Source organism: Yimella sp. cx-51 (assembly GCF_017654605.1).
Taxonomy (GTDB): Bacteria; Actinomycetota; Actinomycetes; order Actinomycetales; family Dermatophilaceae; genus Yimella.
Genome location: NZ_CP072113.1, coordinates 489,314 through 514,724 on the forward strand (window position 1 = coordinate 489,314; position 25,411 = coordinate 514,724).

General features: G+C 66.7%; 26 protein-coding genes. 21 read left to right on the plus strand and 5 right to left on the minus strand.

Annotated elements, in window-relative coordinates; genetic code table 11:
• Window positions 1-70: 70 nt before the first annotated feature.
• The 12 genes from hemB to J5M86_RS02445 all read left to right on the plus strand — a co-directional run bounded on the left by hemB (window position 71) and on the right by J5M86_RS02445 (window position 11,762).
• Entirely contained in the window at window positions 71-1,054 is a 984-nt protein-coding gene (hemB, locus tag J5M86_RS02390) for a porphobilinogen synthase (protein WP_188059680.1), read from the plus strand.
• A 44-nt stretch (window positions 1,055-1,098) separates the two neighbouring features.
• The gene (locus tag J5M86_RS02395; RefSeq protein ID WP_188059679.1) at window positions 1,099-1,557 is read left to right on the plus strand and encodes a hypothetical protein; all 459 of its coding nucleotides are present in this window, start codon (window positions 1,099-1,101) and stop codon (window positions 1,555-1,557) included.
• Between the two features lie 54 nt (window positions 1,558-1,611).
• The gene (locus tag J5M86_RS15360) at window positions 1,612-2,490 is read left to right on the plus strand and encodes a M15 family metallopeptidase (RefSeq protein ID WP_244328435.1); all 879 of its coding nucleotides are present in this window, start codon (window positions 1,612-1,614) and stop codon (window positions 2,488-2,490) included.
• Between the two features lie 80 nt (window positions 2,491-2,570).
• Entirely contained in the window at window positions 2,571-3,026 is a 456-nt protein-coding gene (locus J5M86_RS02405; protein WP_188059678.1) for a MarR family winged helix-turn-helix transcriptional regulator, read from the plus strand.
• A gap of 360 nt (window positions 3,027-3,386) precedes the next feature.
• A complete protein-coding gene (locus tag J5M86_RS02410) occupies window positions 3,387-5,435 on the plus strand; it encodes an HNH endonuclease signature motif containing protein (protein WP_188059677.1) in 2,049 nt (682 codons plus the stop codon).
• Window positions 5,436-5,570: 135 nt separating this feature from the next.
• Window positions 5,571-6,896, plus strand: coding sequence for a glutamate-1-semialdehyde 2,1-aminomutase (gene hemL / locus J5M86_RS02415; RefSeq protein WP_188059676.1), 1,326 nt, complete (start codon window positions 5,571-5,573; stop codon window positions 6,894-6,896).
• Window positions 6,893-7,567 carry a histidine phosphatase family protein gene (locus J5M86_RS02420; RefSeq protein WP_188059675.1) on the plus strand — a complete coding sequence of 225 codons (675 nt, stop codon included), beginning with the start codon at window positions 6,893-6,895 and terminating at the stop codon, window positions 7,565-7,567. The genes hemL and J5M86_RS02420 overlap by 4 nt, the downstream gene beginning before the upstream one ends.
• Entirely contained in the window at window positions 7,567-8,154 is a 588-nt protein-coding gene (locus tag J5M86_RS02425) for a TlpA disulfide reductase family protein (protein WP_188059674.1), read from the plus strand. The genes J5M86_RS02420 and J5M86_RS02425 overlap by 1 nt, the downstream gene beginning before the upstream one ends.
• Window positions 8,154-8,903, plus strand: coding sequence for a cytochrome c biogenesis CcdA family protein (locus J5M86_RS02430; RefSeq protein ID WP_244328436.1), 750 nt, complete (start codon window positions 8,154-8,156; stop codon window positions 8,901-8,903). Before J5M86_RS02425 ends, J5M86_RS02430 begins: the two co-directional genes overlap by 1 nt.
• Window positions 8,903-10,531: a cytochrome c biogenesis protein ResB gene (locus J5M86_RS02435; protein ID WP_188059673.1), complete on the plus strand. Its 1,629-nt coding sequence runs from the start codon at window positions 8,903-8,905 to the stop codon at window positions 10,529-10,531. The genes J5M86_RS02430 and J5M86_RS02435 overlap by 1 nt, the downstream gene beginning before the upstream one ends.
• Window positions 10,528-11,523, plus strand: coding sequence for a c-type cytochrome biogenesis protein CcsB (gene ccsB / locus J5M86_RS02440; protein WP_244328437.1), 996 nt, complete (start codon window positions 10,528-10,530; stop codon window positions 11,521-11,523). The genes J5M86_RS02435 and ccsB overlap by 4 nt, the downstream gene beginning before the upstream one ends.
• A complete protein-coding gene (locus tag J5M86_RS02445; RefSeq protein WP_188059672.1) occupies window positions 11,523-11,762 on the plus strand; it encodes a DUF4229 domain-containing protein in 240 nt (79 codons plus the stop codon). Before ccsB ends, J5M86_RS02445 begins: the two co-directional genes overlap by 1 nt.
• A 14-nt stretch (window positions 11,763-11,776) precedes the next feature.
• On the opposite strand, the gene J5M86_RS02450 is transcribed toward J5M86_RS02445, so the two are convergent.
• The gene (locus tag J5M86_RS02450; RefSeq protein ID WP_188059671.1) at window positions 11,777-12,661 is read right to left on the minus strand and encodes a 1,4-dihydroxy-2-naphthoate polyprenyltransferase; all 885 of its coding nucleotides are present in this window, start codon (window positions 12,659-12,661) and stop codon (window positions 11,777-11,779) included.
• Between the two features lie 56 nt (window positions 12,662-12,717).
• Window positions 12,718-13,821: an o-succinylbenzoate--CoA ligase gene (menE, locus tag J5M86_RS02455; protein ID WP_244328438.1), complete on the minus strand. Its 1,104-nt coding sequence runs from the start codon at window positions 13,819-13,821 to the stop codon at window positions 12,718-12,720.
• A gap of 156 nt (window positions 13,822-13,977) precedes the next feature.
• Here menE and J5M86_RS02460 point away from each other — a divergent pair, with 156 nt between their 5' ends.
• Together J5M86_RS02460 and J5M86_RS02465 are read left to right on the plus strand one after the other, a co-directional pair.
• Window positions 13,978-14,721 carry an SDR family NAD(P)-dependent oxidoreductase gene (locus tag J5M86_RS02460; protein ID WP_188059670.1) on the plus strand — a complete coding sequence of 248 codons (744 nt, stop codon included), beginning with the start codon at window positions 13,978-13,980 and terminating at the stop codon, window positions 14,719-14,721.
• Between the two features lie 42 nt (window positions 14,722-14,763).
• On the plus strand, window positions 14,764-15,552 hold the full coding sequence (locus tag J5M86_RS02465; protein WP_188059669.1) for an inositol monophosphatase family protein: 789 nt from the start codon (window positions 14,764-14,766) through the stop codon (window positions 15,550-15,552).
• 21 nt (window positions 15,553-15,573) lie between these two features.
• Here J5M86_RS02465 and J5M86_RS02470 read toward each other — a convergent pair whose 3' ends face one another.
• A complete protein-coding gene (locus J5M86_RS02470) occupies window positions 15,574-16,596 on the minus strand; it encodes a GNAT family N-acetyltransferase (protein ID WP_188059668.1) in 1,023 nt (340 codons plus the stop codon).
• A gap of 89 nt (window positions 16,597-16,685) precedes the next feature.
• Window positions 16,686-17,669 carry an o-succinylbenzoate synthase gene (locus tag J5M86_RS02475; RefSeq protein WP_188059667.1) on the minus strand — a complete coding sequence of 328 codons (984 nt, stop codon included), beginning with the start codon at window positions 17,667-17,669 and terminating at the stop codon, window positions 16,686-16,688.
• A 26-nt stretch (window positions 17,670-17,695) separates the two neighbouring features.
• On the opposite strand from J5M86_RS02475, the gene J5M86_RS02480 reads away from it, so the two are divergent.
• The 7 genes from J5M86_RS02480 to J5M86_RS02510 all read left to right on the plus strand — a co-directional run bounded on the left by J5M86_RS02480 (window position 17,696) and on the right by J5M86_RS02510 (window position 23,878).
• Window positions 17,696-18,349, plus strand: coding sequence for a hypothetical protein (locus J5M86_RS02480; protein WP_188059666.1), 654 nt, complete (start codon window positions 17,696-17,698; stop codon window positions 18,347-18,349).
• Window positions 18,350-18,513: 164 nt separating this feature from the next.
• Window positions 18,514-19,470, plus strand: a complete 957-nt coding sequence (locus J5M86_RS02485) for a 1,4-dihydroxy-2-naphthoyl-CoA synthase (protein WP_256433501.1) — start codon at window positions 18,514-18,516, stop codon at window positions 19,468-19,470.
• A gap of 276 nt (window positions 19,471-19,746) precedes the next feature.
• Window positions 19,747-20,649 (plus strand): ABC transporter ATP-binding protein, encoded by a 903-nt coding sequence (locus J5M86_RS02490; RefSeq protein ID WP_188059665.1) that lies wholly within the window; start codon window positions 19,747-19,749, stop codon window positions 20,647-20,649.
• Entirely contained in the window at window positions 20,646-21,764 is a 1,119-nt protein-coding gene (locus J5M86_RS02495; protein WP_244328439.1) for an ABC transporter permease, read from the plus strand. The genes J5M86_RS02490 and J5M86_RS02495 overlap by 4 nt, the downstream gene beginning before the upstream one ends.
• A gap of 158 nt (window positions 21,765-21,922) precedes the next feature.
• Window positions 21,923-22,570 (plus strand): hypothetical protein, encoded by a 648-nt coding sequence (locus tag J5M86_RS02500; protein ID WP_188059664.1) that lies wholly within the window; start codon window positions 21,923-21,925, stop codon window positions 22,568-22,570.
• 115 nt (window positions 22,571-22,685) lie between these two features.
• Window positions 22,686-23,069: a cold-shock protein gene (locus J5M86_RS02505; RefSeq protein ID WP_188059663.1), complete on the plus strand. Its 384-nt coding sequence runs from the start codon at window positions 22,686-22,688 to the stop codon at window positions 23,067-23,069.
• On the plus strand, window positions 23,069-23,878 hold the full coding sequence (locus J5M86_RS02510; protein WP_188059662.1) for a DUF3027 domain-containing protein: 810 nt from the start codon (window positions 23,069-23,071) through the stop codon (window positions 23,876-23,878). The genes J5M86_RS02505 and J5M86_RS02510 overlap by 1 nt, the downstream gene beginning before the upstream one ends.
• 75 nt (window positions 23,879-23,953) lie before the next feature.
• On the opposite strand, the gene zwf is transcribed toward J5M86_RS02510, so the two are convergent.
• Window positions 23,954-25,402, minus strand: a complete 1,449-nt coding sequence (zwf, locus tag J5M86_RS02515) for a glucose-6-phosphate dehydrogenase (protein ID WP_188059661.1) — start codon at window positions 25,400-25,402, stop codon at window positions 23,954-23,956.
• Window positions 25,403-25,411: the final 9 nt, after the last annotated feature.

Below are 25,411 nucleotides of genomic sequence, written 5' to 3' on the forward strand. Positions count from 1 at the left end.
GACCCGCACTTCAACTGCGTTGTCGCGCAGACTTTCGGTTTCCGTGCCAGCCGCCGATCCAGGAGATGCAGTGACCCTCTCGACCCAATCGCCGATCATCCGTCCGCGTCGTTTGCGGCAGACTCCGGCCGTGCGCCGGATGGTGGCACAGACGCGGCTGCACCCGGCCGATCTGGTGTTGCCGATGTTCATCAAGGAGGGCATCGAGGCACCGGTGCCGATCGCCTCGATGCCCGGTGTCGTCCAGCACACTCTCGACTCCCTCGTCGTTGCTGCACGCGAGGCGGTGGACGCCGGAGTCGGTGGCTTGATGCTGTTCGGTGTGCCGGCCGAGCGGGACGAGATCGGTTCTGGCGCAACGGATCCCGATGGCATCCTCAACGTTGCGCTGCGCAGGTTGCGCGACGAACTGGGTGACGACACCGTCCTGATGGCCGACCTCTGCCTGGACGAGTTCACCTCGCACGGGCACTGTGGAGTGCTGGCTGCCGACGGCTCGGTTGACAACGACGGCACGCTGGAGATCTACGGACGCATGGCGGTGGCGCAGGCCGAAGCCGGCGCACACGTCGTCGGACCGAGCGGGATGATGGACGGCCAGGTGGCCGTCATCCGGCAGTCGCTGGACGAGGCCGGATTCACCGATGTGATCGTGCTGGCCTACGCCGCGAAGTACGCATCCGCTGCTTTCGGACCCTTCCGGGAAGCCGTCGACTCCGCCCTCAAGGGCGATCGCGCGACCTACCAGCAAGATCCTGCCAACCTCACCGAGTCGTTGCGCGAAGTGCAGCTCGATCTCGACGAGGGCGCCGACATCGTTATGGTGAAGCCGGCCACGCTGTATCTCGACGTCATCGCGCAGGTCGCCCCGATGGTCGACGTGCCGTTGGCGGCTTACCACGTGAGCGGTGAAATGGCGATGATCGAAGCGGCCGCGGAGAAGGGTTGGATCGACCGCGACCGCATGGTCATGGAGCAGTTGACGAGCATCAAGCGGGCCGGTGCGCAGATGATCCTGACCTATTACGCGGCGGAGGTCGCGGGCAAGCTCTGACAGAGCTCCTTGCCGCATGACTGTGCGAGCGGAATGATCGGGTGATGCAGCTTCTCCGTCGCGCTGTTCTCGTCGCCGTCGTCCCGATGATCGGCGCGCTGATGACGATTGCGATCTGGGCACTCGTTCTGGGTGGGCCCTCAAGCGGCTTGTCGGTGCCGAGGCTGCTGTCCAACGCGATGATCGCCGTGCCGATCTGCGTGATGCTCGCTGTTGTAGCCGCATCGTCGTACTGGATGTGGTTGACGACCAACCTGGCAGCCCGCGAGGCCGACGCAGATCGGCGACAGTTGCACGGTCTGGTGCAAGCGTTGCTGACGCTGGGTCTTTCGATGCTGGTGGCCGGTATTGGTTTCGCCAGTATCGACGCCGCGGCGGTAGCGGGTGGCGTCTATCTGCTCAGTGCCTACCCGCTCTGGGCATTCCTTGCTGGTTTCAAGTGGGCTCCCCGCGTCCGGACGCCGCATCGCGCTGCGCCCGAACCAGATGCCGTTCGGCACTGAACGGTAAAATGAGCCAGCGCCAGTCTTGTCCTCAGGCGACATAGGAGTAGACCCGTGAAGAAGCTCGTAGTGAGTGTCGCTGCGGTTGCGCTCACCGCCGTTGGAGTTCCGCAGGCACACGCCGATGACCGCGCCGAGATCGTGCACGTTGCAGCCATTCCGGTGACAACCGACAAGGTGGTCATCGGAGTTCAGGTCTTAGTCGCGGATGGCGCCGAGGTGTCTGTCACGGACGCCACAGGCCGGACTGTCGGCACAGCCGCGGTCACCGACGGCAAGGCCGTGGTGCCGGTCGCTTCCAAGGGTGGCGAACAGCGTTACGTGGTGACCGTCGGCGATGCACGCACGGGTGTGCGGGTGCGGCATGACGAGTCGTCGTTGCGCAGCAGCCCTTGGGCGGTCGTCAACAAGCAGCATGCCTTCGGCGCCAAAGCGCCGACTGAGTTGCAGAAGCTCGACGGGGTCGACCTCACGAAGGCAGCGCACGCCGCCTACGGGCGGATGCTGCGCGGAGCCCAGCAGGCGGGCGCTGGATTCTGGCTGGCCAGCGGCTACCGGCCCTTCGCCGACCAGCGCGTCCTCTACGACGGCTATGTCAAGCGCGACGGCGTCAAGCGTGCGGACGCCTACTCGGCCCGTCCGGGCCACTCCGAGCACCAGACCGGGCTCGCGATCGATGTCGCGTCCGAGGTGTGCACCGTGAGCAAATGTTTTGCAGACACCCCGGCCGGGCGCTGGCTGGCCGAGCATGCTGCTGAGTACGGATTCATCATTCGTTACCCGAAGGGTGCCGAGAAAGTCACCGGTTACGACTTCGAGCCGTGGCACTTGCGCTACGTCGGACCATGGCTGGCCGGCCACCTGAAGCAGACCAAGCAGCCGACCATGGAGAAGGCTTTCGGGCTGCGCGAGGCCCCCACGTACGTCCGCTGATCGGAATCCTGTCGGTTCGCGGCGAGGTGGTTGAGACAGCAACTGGTTGGTAGGCCTGAACTCCGCGTAAATTGGCGGGTATGAGTGTTTCGGGGGTCAACTGGCTCGATGACGAGCAGCAAGAAGCGTGGCGTCACTACATCAGAGGCTCGCGCGCGCTCGAAACCGCACTCGACTCAGAGCTGCAGAACGCCGCCGGTATGTCGCTGTCCGAGTACGAGCTGTTGTCCATGCTCTCCGAAGCGCCCGACCGCGTCCTGCGGATGAGCGCTCTCGCCGACCTCATCGTGCAGTCCCGTAGCCGTGTCACCCATACCGCCAACCGACTCGCCCGTCGGGGCTGGGTCGAGCGTCGTGCGGCTGTCGGCGACGGCCGCGGCGTCGAGCTGATGCTCACCGAATCCGGCATGGACGCCGTGCTGCAAGCAGCTCAGTCCCACGTCACCAGCGTGCGCCAGCACCTGGTCGACGTCATCGACAAGGACGCCCTCATCGAGCTCGGTCGCACCATGTCGAAGGTGTGCGAACGCCTCTGACGCCTGGTGCTCAGGCACGGCCCGCGAATGACAGCGCAGATCTGGACTGCCGGACCCCACCTGGCTGTGCAGACCCAGCGAATCGGCCGGCGGTGGCCAGGAGCGACCAGCAATCGACGGTGACCCCGCCGTCCGTGAGGCGCGATCAGGCGCGTCGAAGTCCGCCGGGGCAGGGGATCGTCCCGAACGACGGCCGGTGATTGAGCCGTTCGCGAGGAACGAGCGGACGTGTCGAAATCCGCCGAAAAAGCTCGGCAACGCCCATTGGCAAAGGTGCAAAAACCATTGCCTTGCAGCACTATTCACACCTCGATCACTGAGACTCAGAGCGTTGTCGGTGGTCGATGATTGACTCTCCTCATGGTCGCAAAGCTGCTCGAAACCCCCGCTGAACAAGCGGTCGAGCACGCCCGCGCCCATGTCGCATCGCTCTCGACGCAAGAGCTGCTCGCACTGTCACGCGCAGCGATGACCGAACTGAACGAACGCACCCTCGCCGCTTCTTCTGACGAGCGTGACCCACGCGGCGAGTACGAACAGCTGATCACCGGCGCACAAGCCGTCCTCAACAGCGCCCAAGCCGTGCGGTCGACCGCGATCGCACGGTACGCGTCGGTGGACGACCACCCCGACCAGCCAGGTGAACTCACCCAGCGCCCGCTCGGCCACCAATCAGAGTTCGCCGACGCCGACGTCGCACCCATGCTCCGCGTCACCACCAGAACAGCCTCATGGGTCACCCGCGACGCCTGCACCGCAGTCGTCGTCGCACCCCGTCTACTCCGGCTGGCCGGCACCGGTGCGGTCTCGATGTACCTGGTCGACAAGATCACCGAACTGCTCGAACACACCACCCCAGACATCCGAGCCAAGATCGAACAACGACTGTTGGAAGCGCGCATCGAAGACGCCACCACCGTGAAGGTGCTCGGGTGGGTACGCCGCTGGCTCATGACCCTCGACCCGGACGCCCTCAGCGAGAAGGCGACGACAGAACGCACAGAACGGGTCGACGTGCGCTGGTGGGGCGGTGACCTGCCCGGCCTGACCGAGTTCATCGCGACCCTGCCGGCCGGCTATGCCGCACAGATCATCACCGCGGTCGACACCCTCGCCAAACAACTGCACGCCGATCCCGCCAACGCCGGCAAGACCATGGGCGAATGCCGCGCCGACGCGTTACTGCAGCTGGTCATGGCGAACGTGACGTGTCACATCCAACTCACCCTGCTCGGACCCGCACCATCACCACCGCCGGGCTGCGCTGAGTGCGACCCAGCCGAGCAGCAAGCACGACCCCAGCACGGTGACCACGGCGGTAACACCGCTTGGAGCGACGAAAACCATTGGCACACAGCCGACGCGCCAGGCAGCGCCGCGTCCTCACATCAGCCTGCAGAGCAACACCCTGCCCATGTGCCGGGGCACCGCTGTGCCCACGTCGATCCTGTCGATGCAGACGCTTTGGCCGCCGAGTTCAGCCACTACCTGGACGACTGGTGCGCCCGCGCCAGCGTGCCCGGCAGTCTTGAGCAAGCTGCCGCCGAGATCGACCGACAGGAATCCCTCGACCTGGAAGCCGCGAACGCTCACCAGTACGACGCAGAAGCCTTCGAGGCATGGTTCGCACCGATCGTCGACGCAGCCGCTGAATTGGAGTTCGCACCCTTCGGCGCGACCAGCGGCGATCACGAAGAGTTGACGGCGACGTCCAATAGCGATGACGGGCACCGCCGGCGTGAGCCTGCGCCAGTGACCGAGCACTTGGTTGAAGGCCAGAGCGCTGCTCACGGCTGGGACACGCACGGCTCGGCACCGGATGACCATCGCCCGGGAGTACCAGGACTCAACCACCGAGTCGGGTCCATCCCCGCCGACCAGCTCGACCGGTTGCTGGCCGGGCGCCGTGCGACCGTCCGCCACGCCTACCTCGAACCCGCCGCCAGCACCGACGGGATCGTGGGTAGTCGGCTTGTCGGAGTCACGACCACGAGCAGGATCGTCCTGACCGAAGCGACCCGCGCCGCACTCACTCGATTCACAGCGTCCACGGCGAACGCCGCCCGCGCAGGAGGGCGTCCGGAGGAACTGGAAGTCACGGCTGACACCTGCTCACCCGCCTACCGCGTCCCGGCCCACATCCGCCGTTTCGTCGAACTCCGCGACGAACACTGCCGCTACCCCGGCTGCTCGAGATCGGCGAAGTACTGCGAAGCCGACCACGTCATTCCCTGGGGCACTCCCGGCGGACACACCACCCCGGCCAATCTGCAGCTGCTGTGCAAGCGGCACCACCGGGTGAAGACCGCCAAGCGCTGGAGCGTCACCATGACCCGCGACGGCGACTGCACCTGGACCTCACCGACCGGCAGCGTGCACATCACCCGGCCTGGTCTGACGCTCCGGTGACTTGCTGTCCGGCAAGCGTCCACACCACTCGGCCCGGCCTGACCGTCACCTAGCTCGCAGACGCACGGCGCTCTGTGCTCGGCGCTGCTGGGGCGGATTCGTTGACGACGCGACCAGTCTGGGACAATCGAACGCATGCCTGACCCCAATGCTTCGGCCTCGGCCGCGCTGCTTGAACGCGCCCGGCAAGTCACCCCGGGCGGCGTGAACTCCCCGGTCCGCGCCTTCCGTGCAGTGGGCGGCACGCCCCGCTTCATGGCGTCCGGTCAAGGCCCGTGGCTCACCGACGTCGACGGCAACCGGTACGTCGACCTCATCTGTTCGTGGGGACCGATGATCCTCGGTCACCGCCACCCCGATGTGCTGGCCGCGGTGCGGGACGCCGCCGACCACGGCTTCTCCTTCGGCACGCCGTCGGAGAACGAGGTCGCCCTCGCCGAGGAGATCGTCGCCCGCGTGAAGCCGGTCGAGCAGGTGCGCCTGGTCAGCAGCGGCACCGAGGCGACGATGAGCGCGCTGCGCCTGGCGCGTGGATTCACCGGCCGGAGCAAGGTGGTGAAGTTCGCCGGCTGCTATCACGGCCATGTCGACGCGCTGCTCGCCGCGGCCGGCAGTGGCCTGGCCACCTTCGGTCTGCCCGACTCGGCCGGGGTGCCCGGTGCGACCACTGCCGACACGATCGTGTTGCCCTACAACGACATTCCCGCTCTTGAGGCTGCGTTCGCCGAACACGGCGAGCAGATCGCCGCCGTGATCACCGAGGCCTCTCCGGGCAACATGGGAGTCGTCCCGCCCGCGCCCGGTTTCACCGCCGCGATGCGCCGACTCACCCGCGACCACGGCGCACTGATGATCAGCGACGAGGTCATGACGGGCTTCCGCTGCTCGGCAGCTGGCTGGTTCGGCCTCGAAGGCGCCCAGGACGGCACGCCTGACCTCTTCACCTTCGGCAAGGTGATGGGCGGCGGCTTCCCAGCGGCTGCTTTCGGCGGTCGCGCCGACATCATGAGCCGCCTCGCGCCGGACGGCCCGGTCTACCAAGCGGGCACGCTCTCCGGAAACCCCGTCGCCACTGCAGCCGGCCTCGCCACGCTGCGCGGATGCACCCCTGATCTCTACTCGCGGCTCGACCTGGTGGCCCACACCATCGCCGACGCGGCCTCCGAAGAGCTCAGCAAGGCCGGCGTCCCGCATGTGGTGCAGTGGGCCGGTTCGATGTTCAGCGTCTTCTTCCGTGACGAGCTGGTGCTCAACTATGAGGACGCCAAGGCGCAAGACACCGCGGCCTTCGGACGCTTCTTCCACTCGATGCTGCAGCAGGGCGTCCACCTGCCGCCGAGCGCGTACGAGGCGTGGTTCGTGAGCGGTTCACACGACGACGAAGCGATCGACCAGATCATCTCGGCGCTGCCGGCAGCCGTCCGGGCGATCACAGCAAGTGATGGGACAATCCCGGCATGACCGACTCAGGCGAAGCCAGCAACCGGGGCAGCCAGGAGCGCACCGTCGTCCACCTCGTGCGCCACGGCGAGGTCGACAACCCCAAGGGTGTTCTCTACGGACGCATGCCCGACTTCCACCTCTCCGAGCTCGGCCGGGAGATGGCGGTGCGGGTGGGGGAGTACCTCCAACGCAACGACATCACGCATCTGGTCAGCTCGCCGTTGGAGCGCGCCCAGGAAACGATCGAGCCGCTGGCCGAAGTGCTGCACCAGGAGGTCACCCTCGACGACCGCGTCATCGAGGCGGCCAACGACTTCGAGGGGCTGACCGTCGGCCAGAACCCCAAGCAGCTGCTCAACCCGCGCCTGTGGCCGAAACTGGTCAACCCCAAGGTGCCCTCCTGGGGCGAGCCGTACGAGCAGATCGCCGAGCGCATGCGTGCAGCGGTGACCGATGCACGTGAGGCCGCGCGTGGCCACGAGGCTGTGATCGTGAGTCATCAGCTGCCGGTGTGGACCGCCCGTCAGTCGTACGAAAACAAGCGCCTGTGGCACGACCCCCGCAAGCGGGAGTGCGCGCTGGCGTCCGTCACGAGCTTGACCTTCATCGGCGACTGGCTGGTGAGCGTGCAGTACGCCGAACCGGCCGCCGACCTGGTGGCTCGGGCCTCGAAGGTGCCGGGGGCCTGATGCGTCGCGCAGTCAACGCCGCTGCTGCGGCACTTATCGGGGCGGCTCTCGTCGGTTGTGGTGGCGACGGCAATTCCGTTGGAGCGCAGGCGAACAAGGGTGACTCCAAGGGCTACATCGCTGGCGACGGCTCCATCGAGCAGCTCGCTGCCGACAAGCGCGGCAAGCCGGTCGTGCTCGACGGGAAGCTGCTCGACGGCAAGCCCTGGACCAGCGATGCAGCCAAGAACAAGGTGCTCGTGCTCAACGTCTGGGGCGCGTGGTGCCCGCCCTGCCAGGAAGAGCTACCCCACCTGGAGAAGGCGTGGCAAGGCTGGCAGAAGTCGGGTGTGCCGGTGCAGATGATGGGCATCAACCAGCGCGACTCCGCAGTGCGCGCCTCGGCCACCCTGCGCAAGTTCGGCGTCACATACCCCTCCTTGCAGGAGGACGGCGGTAAGGCACTTCTCGCACTGCAGGGCAAGGTGCGCAACTACCCGACGACGTTGGTGCTCGACAAGAATCACCGGATCGCCGCCCGGGTCTCCGGCGCGGTCAGTGAAGCAACGCTCAAGGGGCTCGTCGACGACGTGCTGAAGTCGTCCTAGTGCGCAGCGACATCGCCTCGACGATCGCCACCGGCAGCATGCCCGTGGCGATCGGTCTGGCGATCGTCGCCGGGGTCGTCTCGTTCGCCTCGCCGTGCGTCCTGCCGCTCGTACCCGGATTCCTGGCCTATGTCACCGGACTCACCGACGAGCGGCGCCGTACCCGACTGATCAGCGGTGCTCTGCTGTTCGTGCTCGGGTTCGCAGTCGTCCTGGTCGCAGTGGCGATGGCAGTCGGTGTCGCCACCTCGCTCACCCAGCAGCACCGCGGTCTGGTGACGCGCATCGGCGGCGTGGTCGTCGTGCTGCTGGCACTGGTCTACCTGGGATTCATCGGGCAGCGCGGACTCCCGGTCACGTGGAGACCGACGGCCGGTCTGGTGGGTGCGCCCCTGCTGGGCGCCGTCTTCGGTCTCGGCATGAGCCCGTGCATCGGGCCGGTGTACGGCGCGATCCTCACCCTGGCCTCGCCGCTCGGTGATTCCAGTGGCACCGTCGCCCGTGGTGCGACGCTCGCGGGCTTCTACGCGCTCGGCCTGGGCATCCCGTTCGTGCTGATCGCGGCCGGTTGGTCGCGTGCTGAACGGGCCTCGCGCTGGTTGCGCGACCACCATCGTCCGATCCAACTGGTGGGCGGTGTGCTGATGCTGGTCGTCGGTATCCTCATGATCATCGGAGTCTGGGAGCAGTTCATTGTCTGGATGCAGACCAACCTTGTCGGCGTCGACGGATACCGGACGGTGATCTGATGAGCACCTCCGTGCAAGAGCAGCAGCAGCCGACGCAGCCGAGCCAGCCGAAGCTCGGCCCGATCGGTCTGATGCGTTGGGTCTGGCGGCAGCTGACGTCGATGCGCACCGCGCTCTTCCTGCTGCTGATGCTGTCGGTCGCCGCAGTGCCCGGGTCGATCTTCCCGCAGCGTTCGATCAACGCCCAGCGAGTCACCGAGTACCTCGACAAGCACAAGACCGTCGGCCCGTGGCTGGACAAGTTCGGATTCTTCGACGTCTTTGCCAGCCCGTGGTTCGCGGCGATCTACCTGATGCTGATCGTCTCGTTGCTCGGCTGCGTCATCCCGCGACTGAAGATCCACCTGAAGTCGCTGCGCTCGCCGATCCCGAAGGTGCCGTCCCGGCTCGGCCGCCTCGCGGCCAGCGCAGATGTTGAGGTCGACGGAGCACCACAGGACGTCCTCGCCGCTGCCCGAGAGGCTCTGGGCCGCAAGCGTTATCGCCTGCGCCAGGACGACGTCAACGACGACGCACCGCTCGAACTCGCGGCCGAGGGTGGCCGCATGCGCGAGACCGGCAACTTGCTCTTCCACTTCTCGCTGGTCGTAGTGATCATCTCCGTCGCAGCCGGCTCGCTGCTCGGCTGGCGCGGTGATGTGATCGTGCCGGTCGGTTCGTCCTTCTCCTCGACGCTGAGCCGCTACGACACCGTCGACCCTGGCCCGTGGGTCGACCTGGAGAAGTTCCCGCCGTGGTCGATCACGATGGACAAGCTCGACGTCTCCTTTGAGCAGAACGTGCCGCCGAGCTCGCCGCAGTTCGGCCAGCCGAGAAGTTTCGTGGCATCGGTGACCGCCGAGGAGGGTGGCAAGACCCGCACGGACAAGATCTCGGTCAACCACCCGCTGTCGATGGGCGACGCCGAGGTCTACCTGCTGGGTAACGGCTACGCCCCCAAGATCGTGGTCAAGGACGCCAAGGGCGAGGTGTTGTACGACGACGCGACGCCGTTCCTGCCGCAGGACAACAACTACAAGTCGGTCGGCGCGGTCAAGGTGACCGGCGCCGGACCCAAGCAGCTCGGCTTCTTCGGCATGTTCCTGCCCACCCTGGATTTCGACGAGGTGCAGGGACCGCACTCGGTCTTCCCCGACCTGAAAGCACCGGCACTGGTGCTCGGTCTCTACGAGGGCAACCTCTTCCCCGGAGGTAAGCCGCAGTCGGTCTTCTCCCTCGACACCCAGGAAATGACCCAGGTCAAGGACGCCAGTGGGGAGCCGCTGCGGCTGCTCGTGCGCCCGGGCCAGACGGTGCAACTCCCGGACGGCCGAGGCTCGATCACGCTCGAATCGGTGCCGCGCTGGGCAGGCTTGTCGGTGCGCTCCGACCCGGGCAAGATGCCCGCACTCATCGGTTCGCTGGTCGGCTTGGCCGGCCTGGTGATGTCGATGGTGCTGCGCCGTCGCCGCATCTTCCTGCGCGTGCACCCCACCGACGAGGGCGGCAGCCGCCTGCAGATCGGTGCGCTCGCCAAGGGCGACGACCCCCGGCTGCAGCTGGCCGTGGATGACCTGGTCGACACAGTGAGAAGGCGGGTCGACCCCGAGACGTACCCTGAACAGGTGAAGAAAGCGGGTGCCCGATGACCACCACAACATTGGTGATGTCGGTAAACGAAGAAATGGCCGACCTCAGCACGAAATTCCTCTACTCCTCGGCGTTGGTGCTGACGCTGGCGATGCTGGCGTTCTGCCTCGACCTCGCCGGTGGCCCTGGCCGCGCCGCGCGAGCACTGGCCCGTCAGGAAGAAGCCGAGGACGCGTCCGCAGCGGTCGAGGAAGGCGGCGACACCGCCGTCGTCACCAAGGTCGCTGCCGAACCTGAGGTTCCGGAGAAGCGCTCGTGGGCCGGCATCGGTATTTCGTTGTCGTGGCTGGGAACCCTGCTGCTCGGCGCCTCGGTGCTCACCCGGAGCCTGTCGGTCAACCGCCCGCCGCTGGGCAACATGTACGAGTTCGCCCTGGTCGGCTCGCTGTTCGTGATGCTGAGCTACCTGATCTGGTCGCTGCGACATGACGTCCGCTGGCTCGGTGCCTTCGTGACCGGTGTCGTGGTGCTCTTCGAGATGCTCGCTGCGGTCGTCTTCTTCACCGACGCCAGCCAGCTCATGCCCTCGCTGCGCAGCTACTGGCTCTCGATCCACGTCAGTGTGGCCACCTTGTCGATGGCGCTGTTCACCGTGGCGTTCGTGCTGCACTCGTTGTGGTTCGTGCAGACCTGGCGTGAATCGCGTCCGAACAAGCTCGCCTTCATGAACGCCGTGCCGGCACCCCAGACGCTCGACCGGCTCGCGTACGGCATCCTCATCATCGCCTTCCCGCTGTGGACCTTCACCGTCATCGCCGGTGCGGTGTGGGCGCAGGAGGCATGGGGTCACTACTGGAACTGGGACCCCAAGGAAGTCTGGTCGCTGGTCATCTGGGTGCTCTACGCCGCCTACCTGCACGCCCGCATGACGGTCGGCTGGAGCGGCCGCAAGTCGATCTACGTAGCCATGGCCGGGTTTGCCTGCATCCTGATCAACTACGGCATCGTCAACGTGTTCTTCGTCGGCCAGCACTCCTACTCGGGTATGTGATGGCGCGCTACACGGTTCTTCGCCTGCTGGTCTTCTTCGGCACGCTCTGCCTGCTCTGGCTCGCCGGCCTGCGCGGCTGGCCGCTGCTGCTGCTCTCGGCGGTCGTCTCGGCGATCATCTCGGTGTTCCTGCTCGCCGGCCCGCGCGAGCACGTCGCCCAGCGCCTTGAGGCACGAGTAGCAGAGCGGCGTGAGCGCGCGGATGAATACCGCACCGCCGAGGACGACGACGAGGACTGACCGCCCTTGGCGGATCAGCGGGTGGCGTAGACCAGGTAGAGCCCGACACCGAGGGCCAGACCGTAGGTCAGGCTCGTCAGGCCCGCACCGGCCAGAGCCGGGATGAGGTCGCGGCCCTTCGCGCCCGACATCACCGTGCGGATCGGCAGCACGGCCGGCAGCAGACCGACGAGGCCGACGGCCGCGATCGGGTGTTGCACCGCGATGCCGGCCACGGCGAGCGCGGCGATTGCGTACATCGACACGAACATGATTCGGGTGGCGCGGTCACCGATGCGGACGGCGAGCGTGCGCTTGCCGGCGACGGTGTCACCGGGGATGTCGCGCAGGTTGTTGACCAGCAGGATGGCGACGGCGAGCACACCGACGCCGATCGCACCGAGGACGCTCGCGAGGTTGAGCGTCTTGGCCTGCGTGTAGGTAGTGCCGAGCGTGGCGACCAGACCGAAGAAGACGAAGACGAAGACTTCGCCCAGACCGAGGTAGCCGTACGGCTTGTCGCCGCCGGTGTACTTCCACGCGGCCCAGATCGAGGCCGCACCGGCGATCAACATCCACCAGACTCCGCTGAGGGTGATCAGCGCCAGGCCGCAGAAGCCGGCCCAGAAGAAGGCGATGAATGCCGCGAGCTTCACATTGCTCGGGGTGGCCAGGCCCTGCCCGACGAGACGCACCGGGCCCACCCGGGTGGCGTCCGTGCCACGGATACCGTCGCTGTAGTCATTGGCGTAGTTGACGCCCACCTGCAGCAGCAGCGAGACCAGCAGCGCCAGCAGTGCGTAACCGGTGTTGGCCTTCTCCATCACATACGCGGCTCCGGTGCCGACGGCGACAGGTGCGACGGCGGCGGGGAGGGTGCGCGGGCGGGCGCCGGCGACCCATTGGTTGAGCGTTGCCATGTGTGGTGCTTACTCCGGGAGGGCAGGCCGGATCGACCGGCAGCGAGTGGGGTGGGTCAATCTTGCCACTGATCTATGGCTGCCAAGGCCACCCGATCCGGCTTGCCGGGCCCGCGAAGGGGCAGCTCATCAACCTGTAACAGGCGTTGCGGGAGGGCGTAATCGGGTAGCTGTCCGCGCAATGACTCGCGGATTTCGGCCAGAGTGAGGCTTCGGTCGCCGACGACGACGAGGCTCACCACCTCGCCCCATTCCGGGTGCGCCGTGGCCAACACCACAGCCTCCCGCACACCGGGCAGCCTGCTCGCGGCGTCCTCCACCACGCGTGGCGCCACTTTCATGCCGCCGGTGTTGATCAGGTCGTCGGCGCGACCGAGCACCTGCAGGCGTCCGTCGTGCCACCGTCCGAGGTCGCCGGTGCGGAAGCCGCCGCGTCCGTCGAAGGCATCCTCTGTGCGCTCCGGGTCGTCCAGATAGCCGAGCGCGATCGTGTTGCCGCGCAGCACGATTCGTTCGTCCTCCAGCTCCACGGTTGTGCCGTCGAGCGCGACGCCGTCGTACACGCATCCGCCGGCGGTCTCACTCATCCCGTACGTCGTCAGCACCCGGACACCCGCTTCCGCGGCTCGTTCCAGCAGAGCCGGGGGACTGGCCGCACCGCCGAGCAGGATCGCGTCGAACCGGCGTAACGCATCTTCGGCGCCGGCTTCGAGCAGTCGCACCAATTGGGTCGGTACCAGTGAGGTGTACTGGCGTGCGCCGTCGAGTGTCTTTGCAGCGCAGACGAATTCGTCGATCGTGAACCGCTCGATCGCCACCGGTGTCGTCCCCGCAACGATGCTCCGGACCAGCACCTGGGTGCCGGCGATGTGCTGCGATGGCATCGGCAGCAACCACTGGCCCGGGCCGCCGAGCCGGTCATGAGTAGCGGTGGCGCTCGCGATCAGGTTGTCGGCAGTGAGCATCGCCCGCTTCGGAGTGCCGGTCGACCCCGATGTCGAGACGACCAGTGCGACACCGTCTGGCGCTTCGTCCGTCGTGGGCGGACCGGCGTCGGTGAGAGGAGCGATCGCGGGGCCGCCGTCGAGGGCATGAGCCAGAGCTCGGCGATAGGCATCGAGATCGCACACATCCACGGGGAACGAGACCAGGCGAGCCACGTCCTCGACCCTAATCGTCAACAGGCGACGCCGGCCCGCGCGGATACCCACCCTGCAGACGCGGCCCCCGCATGCATCCGCGGTAGCTGCAACCGCCGCGTGTGCGAACAGTCGCCGCGCCTGCTGCTGGAAGGGCCGCGTTTGTAGGCTCCAGGTATGGGTGAGAAGCGACTGGCAGTGGTGACCGGGGCGAGCAGCGGTATCGGACGCGCGACCGCGCGGCGGCTGGCGGCCGACGGTTTCGAAGTCATCTGCGCGGCACGACGCACCGACCGCATCGAGGCGCTCGCGGCCGAGATCGGCGGACGTGCAATCACCTGTGATGTCACCAGCGCCGACGACATCGCGCGGCTGGCGGACGAGGTGGGCGAGCGCTTGGACGTCCTGGTGGCCAACGCAGGCGGCGCGATCGGCACCGAGCACGTCGCCGATGCCAAGTTCGATGAGTGGCGCACGATGTACGACACCAACGTGATCGGTGTCGCGGCGTCCATCCAGGCATTGCTGCCGGCGCTTAAGCAGGCGCATGGCGTGATCATCACGATCGGCTCGGTCGCGGGCATGGTGGCCTACGAGGGTGGAGCGGGCTACTGCGGTGTGAAGGCAGCCGTCCACTCGCTCATGATGGCGCTGCGGCTCGAGCTCTTCGACCAGCCGGTGCGCGTCTGCGAGATCGACCCCGGCATGGTGAAGTCTGACGAGTTCGCGCTGGTGCGCCTGCACGGCGACGCCGCCAAGGCCGAAGCCGTGTACGCCGGGGTGGATGCTCCGCTCACCCAGGAAGACATCGGCGAGACGGTCGCTTTCGTCGCGACTCAGCCCGAGCACGTCAACATCGACCAGCTCGTGGTGCGTCCGCGAGCGCAGGCGGCTGCGCACAAGATCCACCGCACGGGGTGATCGCATGACCCGCCCGATGAGCGGGTGGGCCACAATGGCCGCGTGGACAACGACGAGTTGCTGACGCTGTTGCAGGAAGTTGCCGCCGAGATCGTCACCCCGCGGTTCCGTAGCCTTGCGGCGCACGAGGTGATGGAGAAGAACCCGGGCGACCTGGTGACCATTGCCGACCGCGAGTCGGAGATCGCGATCGCCGCCCGACTGCGTCAGGAATACCCGGATGCGCTCATCGTCGGCGAGGAAGCGGTGTCTGCTGATCCGAGCATCCTGAAGCGCACCGCGGGCGCTGACCACTGGTTCACCGTCGACCCGATCGACGGCACCAAGAACTTCGTCAACGGATCGCCCGACCACGCGCTCATGGTGGCCGAGATGCGTGGCCACGAGGTGGTGCGCGGCCTCATCTGGCAGCCGGAGTACCAGACGGCGTACCTCGCTGAGCGTGGCGCTGGCGCCTATCGCAACGGCGCGAAGTTGGAATCGATTGTCCGCCAACAGGATTCACTCTCCGGCCACACCTCTCGCCGGTCGCTGCTCAACGAGCAGATCGGTGACCTGCCGCCGCTGCAACTCTCCTGGGTGTGCTGCGGTGTCGACTACCCGCACATCGCCCAGGGCGACGCCGACTTCCTGCTCTACGGCGGATCAATGCCCTGGGATCACGCCCCGGGTTCGCTGCTGCTGCGCGAAACCGGGGGAGTGGTCGGCTACGCCGACGGCTCCGACTACGACCCCACCTCGCTGCAGACCCCGCTGCTCGCCGCCGGCGACCGCGACACCTTCGAGCACGTGCGGCGCGCGCTCGCAAGTGATTCCGCGACGACCGCGTGATCCCGTCCGGATCAGTCCGGATCAGTCGGTGCTTGCCACGTAGCGATGGACGCAGGTGCTCGCGGTGCGTTCAAAGCCCAGGCCTTCGTACAGGCGTAGCGCGCCGGAAGGATTGTCTGCGTCGACCCCGAGCGCGGCTGCTTCGAGCCCGGCCTCGGCGAACCGCACCATTGACGCGCGCAGCAGCGCGGAGGCGATACCTCGTCCGCGGTGTGAGCGTAGGACACCGAGGTCGTCGCTGTAGCCCTCGGTGACTCCTTCGGCGGCCCAGTCCTGTTCGTACGCGCTGTTGATCACCACGCCGACCACCCGATCGGTGGTGCGCTCGACCGCGAGCAGCGTCCAGTGGGGCCGGAACGTGTCAGCGCTGATGCCTTCGTCCCACATCTCGCGGGTCATCGGGGTGAATCCCCAGTGATCCTTGAACGATTCGTTGACCACCGACATCGCCTCCGCCGATCGCGCAGGATTCCAGTCGACGATGTCGATGCCCTCGACGGACGGCCAGACCTCGGTGCCGTCCGCCATGCGGCGCATCTCGAAGAAGTAGCGCTCGACCTCCAGGCCTGCACGCTGGGCGAGATCGCGGACATCCGCCTGGTCGACCGGGGCGTACAAGCGCATGTCCAGGGGGCCGAAGCGGTCCTCGCGGGTCTGTTGATCCCACGAGTTGCCGTGGGCCATCTGCCAGTTGAGCACCGCGCGGCCGATGCCGCGGTCGCGATGTGCGGGGTGCACCGCCCCGCCGAGATACACCCCGCGCTTCTCGGTGACGGCTCGATTGCAGCCGGCCCACGCGGTCGCCACCACGGTGCCCGTCTCGTCGCGGGCCACCAGGGTGTCGTGTTCGGGGCGGCTGCGGGGTGAATCCCAGAACTCCTGCAGGCCGGTGAGTGATGACCGGTCGGGATTGTGGTCGTGCTCCTCGCAGACCGCGTAGAAAGCTGCGATGTCGGGTAGGTCGTCACGTCCGAACGGTTGCCAGTTCAGGCCGGGTAGAGCCTCGAGTACAGCGCGGGCTTCGGTCTCAGACGGAATGTGCATGCAGGCGAGTCTGATTGCTACGAGTCGGACGGGCAAACAGTTTTCGGATGCTCGCAGCGCCGCGAAATGCGCCCTGCGGTGCGTGCGTTCTACAGGTATTCGTACGCAGCCGCGATGCGTGATCGCCACCAGTGCTGCCGATCCGGGGATGCGCCCCAGCGCTCGAGCAACATCGGCCCGGGGGTGATTTGTCGGGTGCGCAGTGAGCCTTGTTGTGGCACAAGGGAATCAGCCACCACGTCGCCGTCGAAGAGCTCAATGGTGCCCAGGCCACACGCGAAGGGCAGCTCCGGTAAGGCCGCAGCGAAGGCAACGCCTGCCGACATTCCGACACTGCTGTCGAGGGCGGACGAAACAACCACCGGCAGCTCCATCTGTTCCGCGATCCGCAGTGCATTGCGCACACCGCCGAGTGGCGCCACCTTCACGACCGCGACATCCGCGGCGCCCAGCGCCTTCACCCGCAGCGGATCCTCCACCTTGCGGATCGACTCGTCGGCCGCGATGAGCACGTCGATCCCATTGCGGGCCAGGCGTTTTCGCAGCTCGGCCAGCTCCTCGACCGAGGCGCACGGTTGTTCCACGTATTCCAGGTCGTAGCCGCGTAGTGCCTGGATCGCGTGCAATGCTTCGTCGACCCTCCAGCCGCCGTTGGCGTCGATGCGCACGTTCGCGCTCGACCCCATCACCGCGCGCACCGAGGCAATGCGTTCGATGTCGTGCTGCAACGACTGGCCGCGTTCGGCCACCTTCACCTTCGCGGTCGTGCAGCCGTCGTACCGGGCCAAAACCGTCGGCACGGCATCCGGCGCGACAGCGGGCACGGTCGCATTGACTGCTACGAGTTCGCGCACAGGAGAGGGGAATCCGTCGTACGCCGCCTCGATCGCGGACGCCAACCAGCGGGACGCCTCCGGCGGCTCGTACTCCAGGAACGGCCCGAACTCACCCCATCCGGCAACGCCTTCGATCAGCGCGACCTCACGATGCTCGACCCCACGAAAGCGGGTGTTGAGGGGGAGGGAGACGACGTGCATCGACGTGAGCAGGTCGTCCAGGGGTGGAAGGTTCACATGCTCATCATGACAACATCGAGGTCGTGGGTGAGCAGCCGTGGACGCCGTACCGGGAGCCGCGTGCCCTCGTCGTCGGGCGCGCGTGCGCAATCTTCGGAGTAGCAGCGCTGGCCCTCAGCGCCCTCGCGATGGTGGCCCTGCCGAGGTGGTGGGCGGGCACAGCCGGTTGGGCCTTCGGCGCGTCCGTGGTCTGGCTGTGCGCAGTAGCCGTCTGGGCGAGACGCAACAAGCACCCGGTGAAACCGGCCCGGCGCCGCTCTGCGGCGGGAGCCCGTGCGATCAGCGCGATGATCAGCAGCGGCGTGGTCTGGTTGGTGGCGATGCTCGTCGTGGCGCCGAACGTGATCGGAGCCTGGGCAATCGGCAGCGATCCAGTACGCACGACAGGGACGGTCGACATCGCCCTCGTCCGGCGTGGTCCGGACACCGTGACTTACCGGCTGGGCGGCCGAGAGTACGAGGAACCTCTGTCGGTCCGTTTGGTGTGGGGGCAGACCGGCGACCCGCAGCAGCCGATCGTCATTGGCCCTGACCATCCGCGGCGGGTGATGCTCGAGCGCGACTGGCAAGCGGGCCGACAGCCGTGGGCCGTGGCGACATTGGTGGCCGCCAACGTGGCCTTCTGTGCCGCGAGCGTCAACGTGAGTCGCCGCCGCCGTCCGACACCTGCACGCTGACGAGCCGAAGGTCGGCTCGCTGCATGACACGATCGCCTCATGTCTGAGCGGCGTCGGCCGCCGCCCAGTGGCGATCGGAGCACTGCCTGTCGGCACGATCACCTTCCCCGGGATCGTCGGTCACCTGCACCGCAGTTACCGCCGCGCCGATAGGGTCGGGAAGCGTGAGCGAGCAGAGCACCCCCCAGAGCCCCGAGAGCACTGACAACCCGTTCCGGCCGGAGATGTGGGACGAGGTCGAGGGCTTCGACTTCACCGACATCACCTACCACCGGGCCAAGGATCTGGGCTGCGTCCGTATTGCCTTCGATCGTCCGGAGGTGCTCAACGCCTTCCGTCCGCACACCGTTGATGAGCTCTACCGCGCCCTCGATCACGCGCGTCGTACGCCGGACGTCGGCGTCGTGTTGCTCACTGGCAATGGTCCCGGCCCGGAGGGCACCGGTGCAGCCGGCAAGTGGTCGTTCTGCTCCGGCGGCGATCAGCGCATCCGCGGCCGCTCCGGTTACCAGTATGCGCAGGGCGAGACGGCCGACACCGTCGACGAGCGCCGCGTCAAGGCCGAGGGCGGACGCCTGCACATTCTCGAAGTGCAGCGTCTGATCCGCACCATGCCGAAGGTCGTCATCGCCGTGATCGGCGGTTGGGCGGCCGGTGGTGGCCACTCGCTCCACGTCGTCTGCGACCTCACCATCGCCTCCCGCGAGCACGCGCGCTTCAAGCAGACCGACGCGGACGTGGGCTCCTTCGACGCCGGCTACGGCTCGGCCTACCTGGCCAAGATGGTCGGCCAGAAGTTCGCCCGCGAGATCTTCTTCCTCGGCCGCACCTACACCGGCGAGGACATGCACCGCATGGGCGCCGTCAACATCGTCGCCGACCACGCCCAGCTCGAGGACGAAGCGCTGCAGGCGGCGCGCGAAATCATGGGCAAGTCGCCCCAGGCCCAGCGGATGCTGAAGTTCGCCTTCAACCTCACCGACGACGGGCTCATGGGCCAGCAGGTCTTCGCCGGCGAAGCGACGCGCCTGGCGTACATGACCGACGAGGCGGTCGAGGGCCGCGACCAGTTCCTGGAGAAGCGCGACCCCGACTGGTCACCCTTCCCCTGGTACTTCTGAGGTCTGACCGCTACCTGGCCGGCTTTGCGCTGACGATCGGCTACAACGTGCCCCGCAACGAGGCGCTCGCAGCGGCGGCGCCTGATGCAGCGTCGACGGTCCAGTTGTGGCATGCGTATGTGAAGGAACGGACGGCGAACACGGTTCGCGCGGCGCTGTCGACCGCGTCGGTGATCGCGTGTGGGGTCGCAGCAACGCGTCTGTAATGGATGGATCAACGTCCGACCCGCGGGCGCTAAGGTGCACAGCCGGGCGATCGCGGGTTACGTTTTTTCCATGGGGGCATACATCGAGGCCGTCGGCCTGGCCAAGAGGTACGGAGATCATCAAGCCGTCGACAACGTCGACCTGAGCATCGAGCAGGGGTCGTTCTTCGGCATCATCGGCCCGAACGGCGCAGGTAAGACCACGCTGCTGGAGATCATGGAAGGCATCCGCCAACCCGACTCCGGCACGGCCCGCATCGCCGGCCTGGACGTCTGGCCCCGCAACACCGAACTGTTGCCCAAGATCGGGGTGCAGTTCCAGGGTTCGGCCTTCTTCCCGAAGCTGACCGCGGCCGAGCAGATTCAGACCTTCGCCGACCTGTACGGCGCTCCGTTGCAGCGGTGCGAGGAACTGCTGGACCAGTTCGGCCTCACCGAGAAGGCGAACACGCGCACCCAGGACCTTTCCGGTGGTCAGGCGCAACGGCTGTCCATCGCGTGCTCCTTGGTGCACGACCCCGAACTGGTGTTCCTCGACGAACCCACGGCCGCGCTCGATCCGCAGGCGCGACGCAATCTGTGGGACACCCTGCGCCAGATCAACCGTGAGGGGCGCACCGTCGTCCTCACCACCCATTCCATGGAAGAGGCCGAGACGCTGTGTGATCGCGTCGCGATCATGGACCACGGCAAGATCCTCACCGTCGACAGCCCGCGGGCGCTGATCGCCCAGATCGATGCACCGCACCGGATCACGGTCGAGCAAGGAGTGCTGTCAGCGGCCAATGCCCAGGCGCTGCCCGGAGTTTCGCAGGTCGAGGAAGAGCGCGAACAACTCACGATGATCACCGATGATCCAGCCGCCGTGCTCACCGCCTTGGCGCAGCAAGACGCGTTGGCCGGTGTGGGCGTCGCTGGCGCCAGCCTCGAAGACGTCTTCCTCGACCTCACCGGACGGGAGTACCGCGCATGAGCACCATGCTGGACGAGCGCACGTCCGCCCCGACCGCCCAGCATCAACCCCAGCGCGCGTTCCGGGCTCTCGGCAAAGCGCAGTGGAAGGCGTTCATCCGCGACAAGGAGACGCTCTTCTGGTTGCTGGCCTTCCCGCTGATGTTCTTGCTGCTCTTCGGTTTCATCAACAGTGGTTCGGGCGATCGCACCAGCAAGTCGGACGTCATCACCGTCGGCGAGGTGCAATTCGTCAAGCAGTTGCCAGCCGACGCACGCAAACAGTTCGACGAACTCTTCGACACCGAACCTGCCAAGAGCCGCGACGACGCCCTGGAGAAGTTGCGCAAGGGCTCAACGGACGCCGTCCTCGAACAGTCGGGCAACCGGCTGATCCTGCACTACTCCAGCGCTGATCAGGTCAAGGCGGCGACGGTGCGCGGCACCATGAACTCCTTCGTCGACGGTACGAACATCGCCGTCGCAGGCGTGCAACCGACCTATCAGTTGGCTTCACAGCAGGTGGAGGACAGTTCGCTGCAGCCCATCCAGTACCTCACCCCAGGACTCCTCGGATTCGCGCTCGCGATGGGCGGCACCTTCGGCGGCGCGCTCACCCTCGTCGCATGGCGCAAGACTCAACTGCTGCGACGGATGCGCCTGACGCCCACCAGCCCGTGGGCGATGGTGGCCTCACGAGTGGTCGTGTCGGTGATCATCGCGCTGCTGCAGTTCGTGGCCTTCGTGACCGTGGCCAGGCTGCTGTTCGGGTTGCAACTCACCGGCGCATGGTGGATGGCCCTGCCGCTCGTGCTGTGCGGAACGCTGGTCTTCATGGCCATCGGACTCATCGCCGGCGCGATCTCCAAGACCGAGGAAGCCGCGTCCGGCCTGGCCAATCTCATCGTCCTGCCGATGTCCTTCCTGGGGGGCTCGTTCATCCCGCTGGAGTTCGCCCCGGACTGGCTGAAGACCGTGGCCAACATCCTTCCTATGGGCCACCTGACCAACGGGCTGATGGACGTCATGGTGCGCGGAGAAGGGCCGTCGGCAGCGCTGCTGCCGATGGCGATCCTGCTCGGCTTCGCCGCTGTGTTCACGCTCATCGCGGCAAAGGTCTTCCGCTGGGAGGACTGACCCGTGTGGCGCACGCCGCTTGGTGAGGGTGGAACGGTTTCTGCCGCACTGCGTCCCAGCAGAGGCGGACGTCGTGCGCGGCCGCCAGAGAGTTAGTGTCCGTGACAGGTCGAGTAGTTGTTTGCTGACCGGACCACCGCCAGTGAGGAAGTGTCGAAATGAGCATGTACCCGGGAGAGCCGAAGCGCCGCGGGCTGGCGTTGACGATCATCGGCGCAGTGATGATGCTGATCCTGGCGCCGGCAGCGTTCGTTATCGGCACCGTCATCGGGGTCAAGGCAGCCGTCGACCTGGTGCAGGACGTCCCGATGGTGCAGAGCGGCAACACTGTTCCGGCCCAGGCGGGTCAGGTGCTCGACCTGTACGCCTATATCGGCGCCGACAGCTCTGGCGACGGGGTCGACAGCAGTGCCGACCCATCCTTCGGCGACGTGCCGGCGTGCACCGTCACCGGTCCCTCCGGCCAGGACGTCGAGGTGCGTCCGGCCACCGGAACAGCGGTGTGGACCCGCGACGGTATGGCTTTCGGCAGCGCAGGCAGCTTCACCGCAGAATCGGCCGGCGACTATCGGATCGCCTGCGGTGACAAGGCCGCCCTCGTGCCCGACGGCGACCAAGCCAAGAAGGCGGGTGAGCAGGCAGGTTGGGGTATCGGCCTCGGCCTGGCCATCGCGACGGTGCTCGGCATTCTCGGCCTGATCATGTTGATCGTCGGGATCGTCAAGCTCGTCAACTCCGGCAAGGAGCGCACGCAGTTCCGCCTCCAGCAGCAGATGGGTCAGTGGCAGCAGCCCTACTACCGCTGAGGCCCCGTGAGTCTTTCCCGAATCAATTCGAAGAACATTCCTCGGACGCGTTAGCCTGAGCCGTCGGCGAACTGCCCGGCAACCTCAAGGTCTACAAACAGCAAGCAGGTGTGACGTGCCCAGCGGCAAGGTGAAGTTCTTCGATGCGGAGAAGGGTTTCGGTTTCGTCTCCGGCGACGACGGCAAGGACGTCTTCCTTCCCTCCAGTGCCCTTCCCGACGGACTGACCGCGCTCAAGAGCGGCACCCGCCTGGAGTACTCGGTGGCCGAAGGACGCCGCGGCGCGCAGGCCCTGTCGGTGAAGTTGCTCGACCCTGCCCCGTCGCTGGCTGCGCGGCACCGCAAGCCCGCCGACGACATGGCGATCATCGTCGAAGACCTCATCAAGCTGCTCGACTGTGTGGGCAACGGTTTGCGCCACGGCCGTTACCCCGACAAGTCGCACGCCACCAAGGTCGCCTCCGTGCTGCGCGCGGTTGCCGACAACCTCGAGGTCTGATGGGCACCGAAGAAGCGACCGTGGTGACGAAGCCGCGCAAGGCCGCGAAGCGCTCCGCCGCCCCCAAGGCCGACAAGGTGTTGCTCGACGCTGTCGACCTCGCGCGCGAGGCTGCGCTGTCGATCGCGACGCCCAATGCGGTGGGTGAGCACGAGGGCGCAGTGATGCTCGGTGAGCGCCTCGCGATGCACTACTTCACCTGCACCAACAAGGGCTACCACGGTTGGCGTTGGGCGATCGCGGTGGCGCGTGCACCACGAGCCAAGGTCGCAACCGTCTGCGAGACCAACCTGCTCCCCGGTGATGAGGCGTTGTTGTCACCGGAGTGGGTGCCCTACGACCAGCGCTTGGCGCCGGGCGATGTCGGCCCCGGTGATGTGTTGCCCTACATCGCCGACGACCCCAACCTCGAGCCTGGTTTCGAAGCCACCGGCGAAGAGGACGTCGACCAGATGGCCTTCTTCGAACTCGGTCTCGGACGCACCCGGGTGCTCTCGCGCGAAGGCCGCGAGAGTGCCGCGCAGCGCTGGTACGACGGCGACAACGGCCCGGGCGCGGCAGTCGCTACCCAGGCCAAGGGCAACTGCAGCAGCTGCGGCTACTTCCTGCCGATGGCGGGCGTCCTGCGCCAGAGCTTCGGCGTCTGCGCCAACGAATGGTCCTCCGACGACGGACGCGTGGTCTCCCTCGACCACGGCTGCGGCGCGCACAGCGAGGTGCACGAAGCGCCGAGCAGGCCCGAGCCCATCGACCCTCCGGTGCTCGACGACTTCGCGATCGACATCGAGGCTGCGTCCGAATCGTCCTGAGTGAGCAAAATCCGCGTGAGAAGGGCCGTTCGTTAGTGGACGAAGGGCCCTTTCTCGCGCGGATTTTCAGGTGGGTCAGCCCTTGTCGGGCTCCAGGTCGCGCCACTGACGCTCGAAGGGCAGCCGCCACGCTGTCGGTGCAACCAGCTGGTGGATCTGGTTGGGGCCCCACGACCCCTGCGCGTACGGACGCACCGGCGGTGCGTTGTCCAGCAGTGGCTGGCTGACCTCCCACAACCGCTCGATGCCGTCGGAGGTGGTGAACAACGTGTGGTCGCCTCGCACGGCGTCGTAGATGAGGCGTTCGTAGGCCTCCAGCGCAGCGGTCCTGCTCTGGCTCTCCTGCATCTCGAACTGCATCGAGAGTTTGTCGAGCCGGAATCCGGTGCCCGGTCGTTTTCCGTAGAACGACAACGACATTCGCGACTTGTCGGCCAGGTCGAAGGTGAGGTGGTCGGGCCCGTGCTGGCTGACGCCGGAGCCGCTGGGGAACATCGACTTCGGGGGCTCCTTGAAGGCGATCGAGATGATCCGCTTACCTTCCGCCATCCGCTTTCCGGTACGGAGGTAGAACGGCACCCCGGCCCAGCGCCAGTTGTCGATGTAGCACTTCAACGCGATGAAGGTCTCGGTCTCCGACTCCGGGGCGACGCCCTCCAGGTCGCGATAGCCGTGGAACTGTCCGCGGACGACGTTCTCCGGCTGGATCGGCATCATCGACCGGAAGACCTTGTTCTTCTCCTCGGTGATCGCCTGCGATTCAAGGGAAGTGGGCGGCTCCATGGCGGTGAACGCCAACACCTGGAAGAGGTGGGTCACCACCATGTCGCGGTATGCGCCAGTGGCCTCGTAGAAGTTGGCGCGGGTCTCCAAGCCGAGCGTCTCGGGGACGTCGATCTGGATGTGGTCGATGAAGTTGCGATGCCAGATCGGCTCGAACAGACCATTGGCGAAGCGGAACGCCAAGATGTTGAGCGCTGCTTCCTTGCCCAGGAAGTGGTCGATGCGGAAGATCTGCTCCTCTGCGAAGACCTCGTGCAACTCGCGGTTGAGCTCGACGGCGGTGGCCAGGTCGACACCGAAGGGCTTCTCCATGACGACGCGGCTGCGTTCGGCCAGGCCGGCCTGCTGGATCTCCTTGATCACCGACAGCGCAGCTTTGGGCGGCACGCTCAGGTAGTGCAGGCGACGGGGACGTTCGTCCCCTTCGTAGCCTTCCTCGGCTTCGGCGACCACGGCCTTGAGCGCGTCCGGGCCGGCGTCGCTACGTACGAAGTAGAGGCGGTCGACGAACTGGTCGAAGCCGTTGCTGGCCTCGTCCTTGCGGGAGGCGAACTCGTCGACCGCCTTCTTGGCGAACTCGATGAAGCTCTCCCGGGTGTGATCTTCCAGCGAGGTGCCGACGATCCGGACGTCGTTGAGCAGGCCGCTGCGCCACAGGTGCAGCAGCCCCGGCAGCAGTTTGCGTCGGGCGAGGTCTCCGGTCGCACCGAACAGGACGATGGTTGTGGGGCGTTCCGACATGGGCACAGT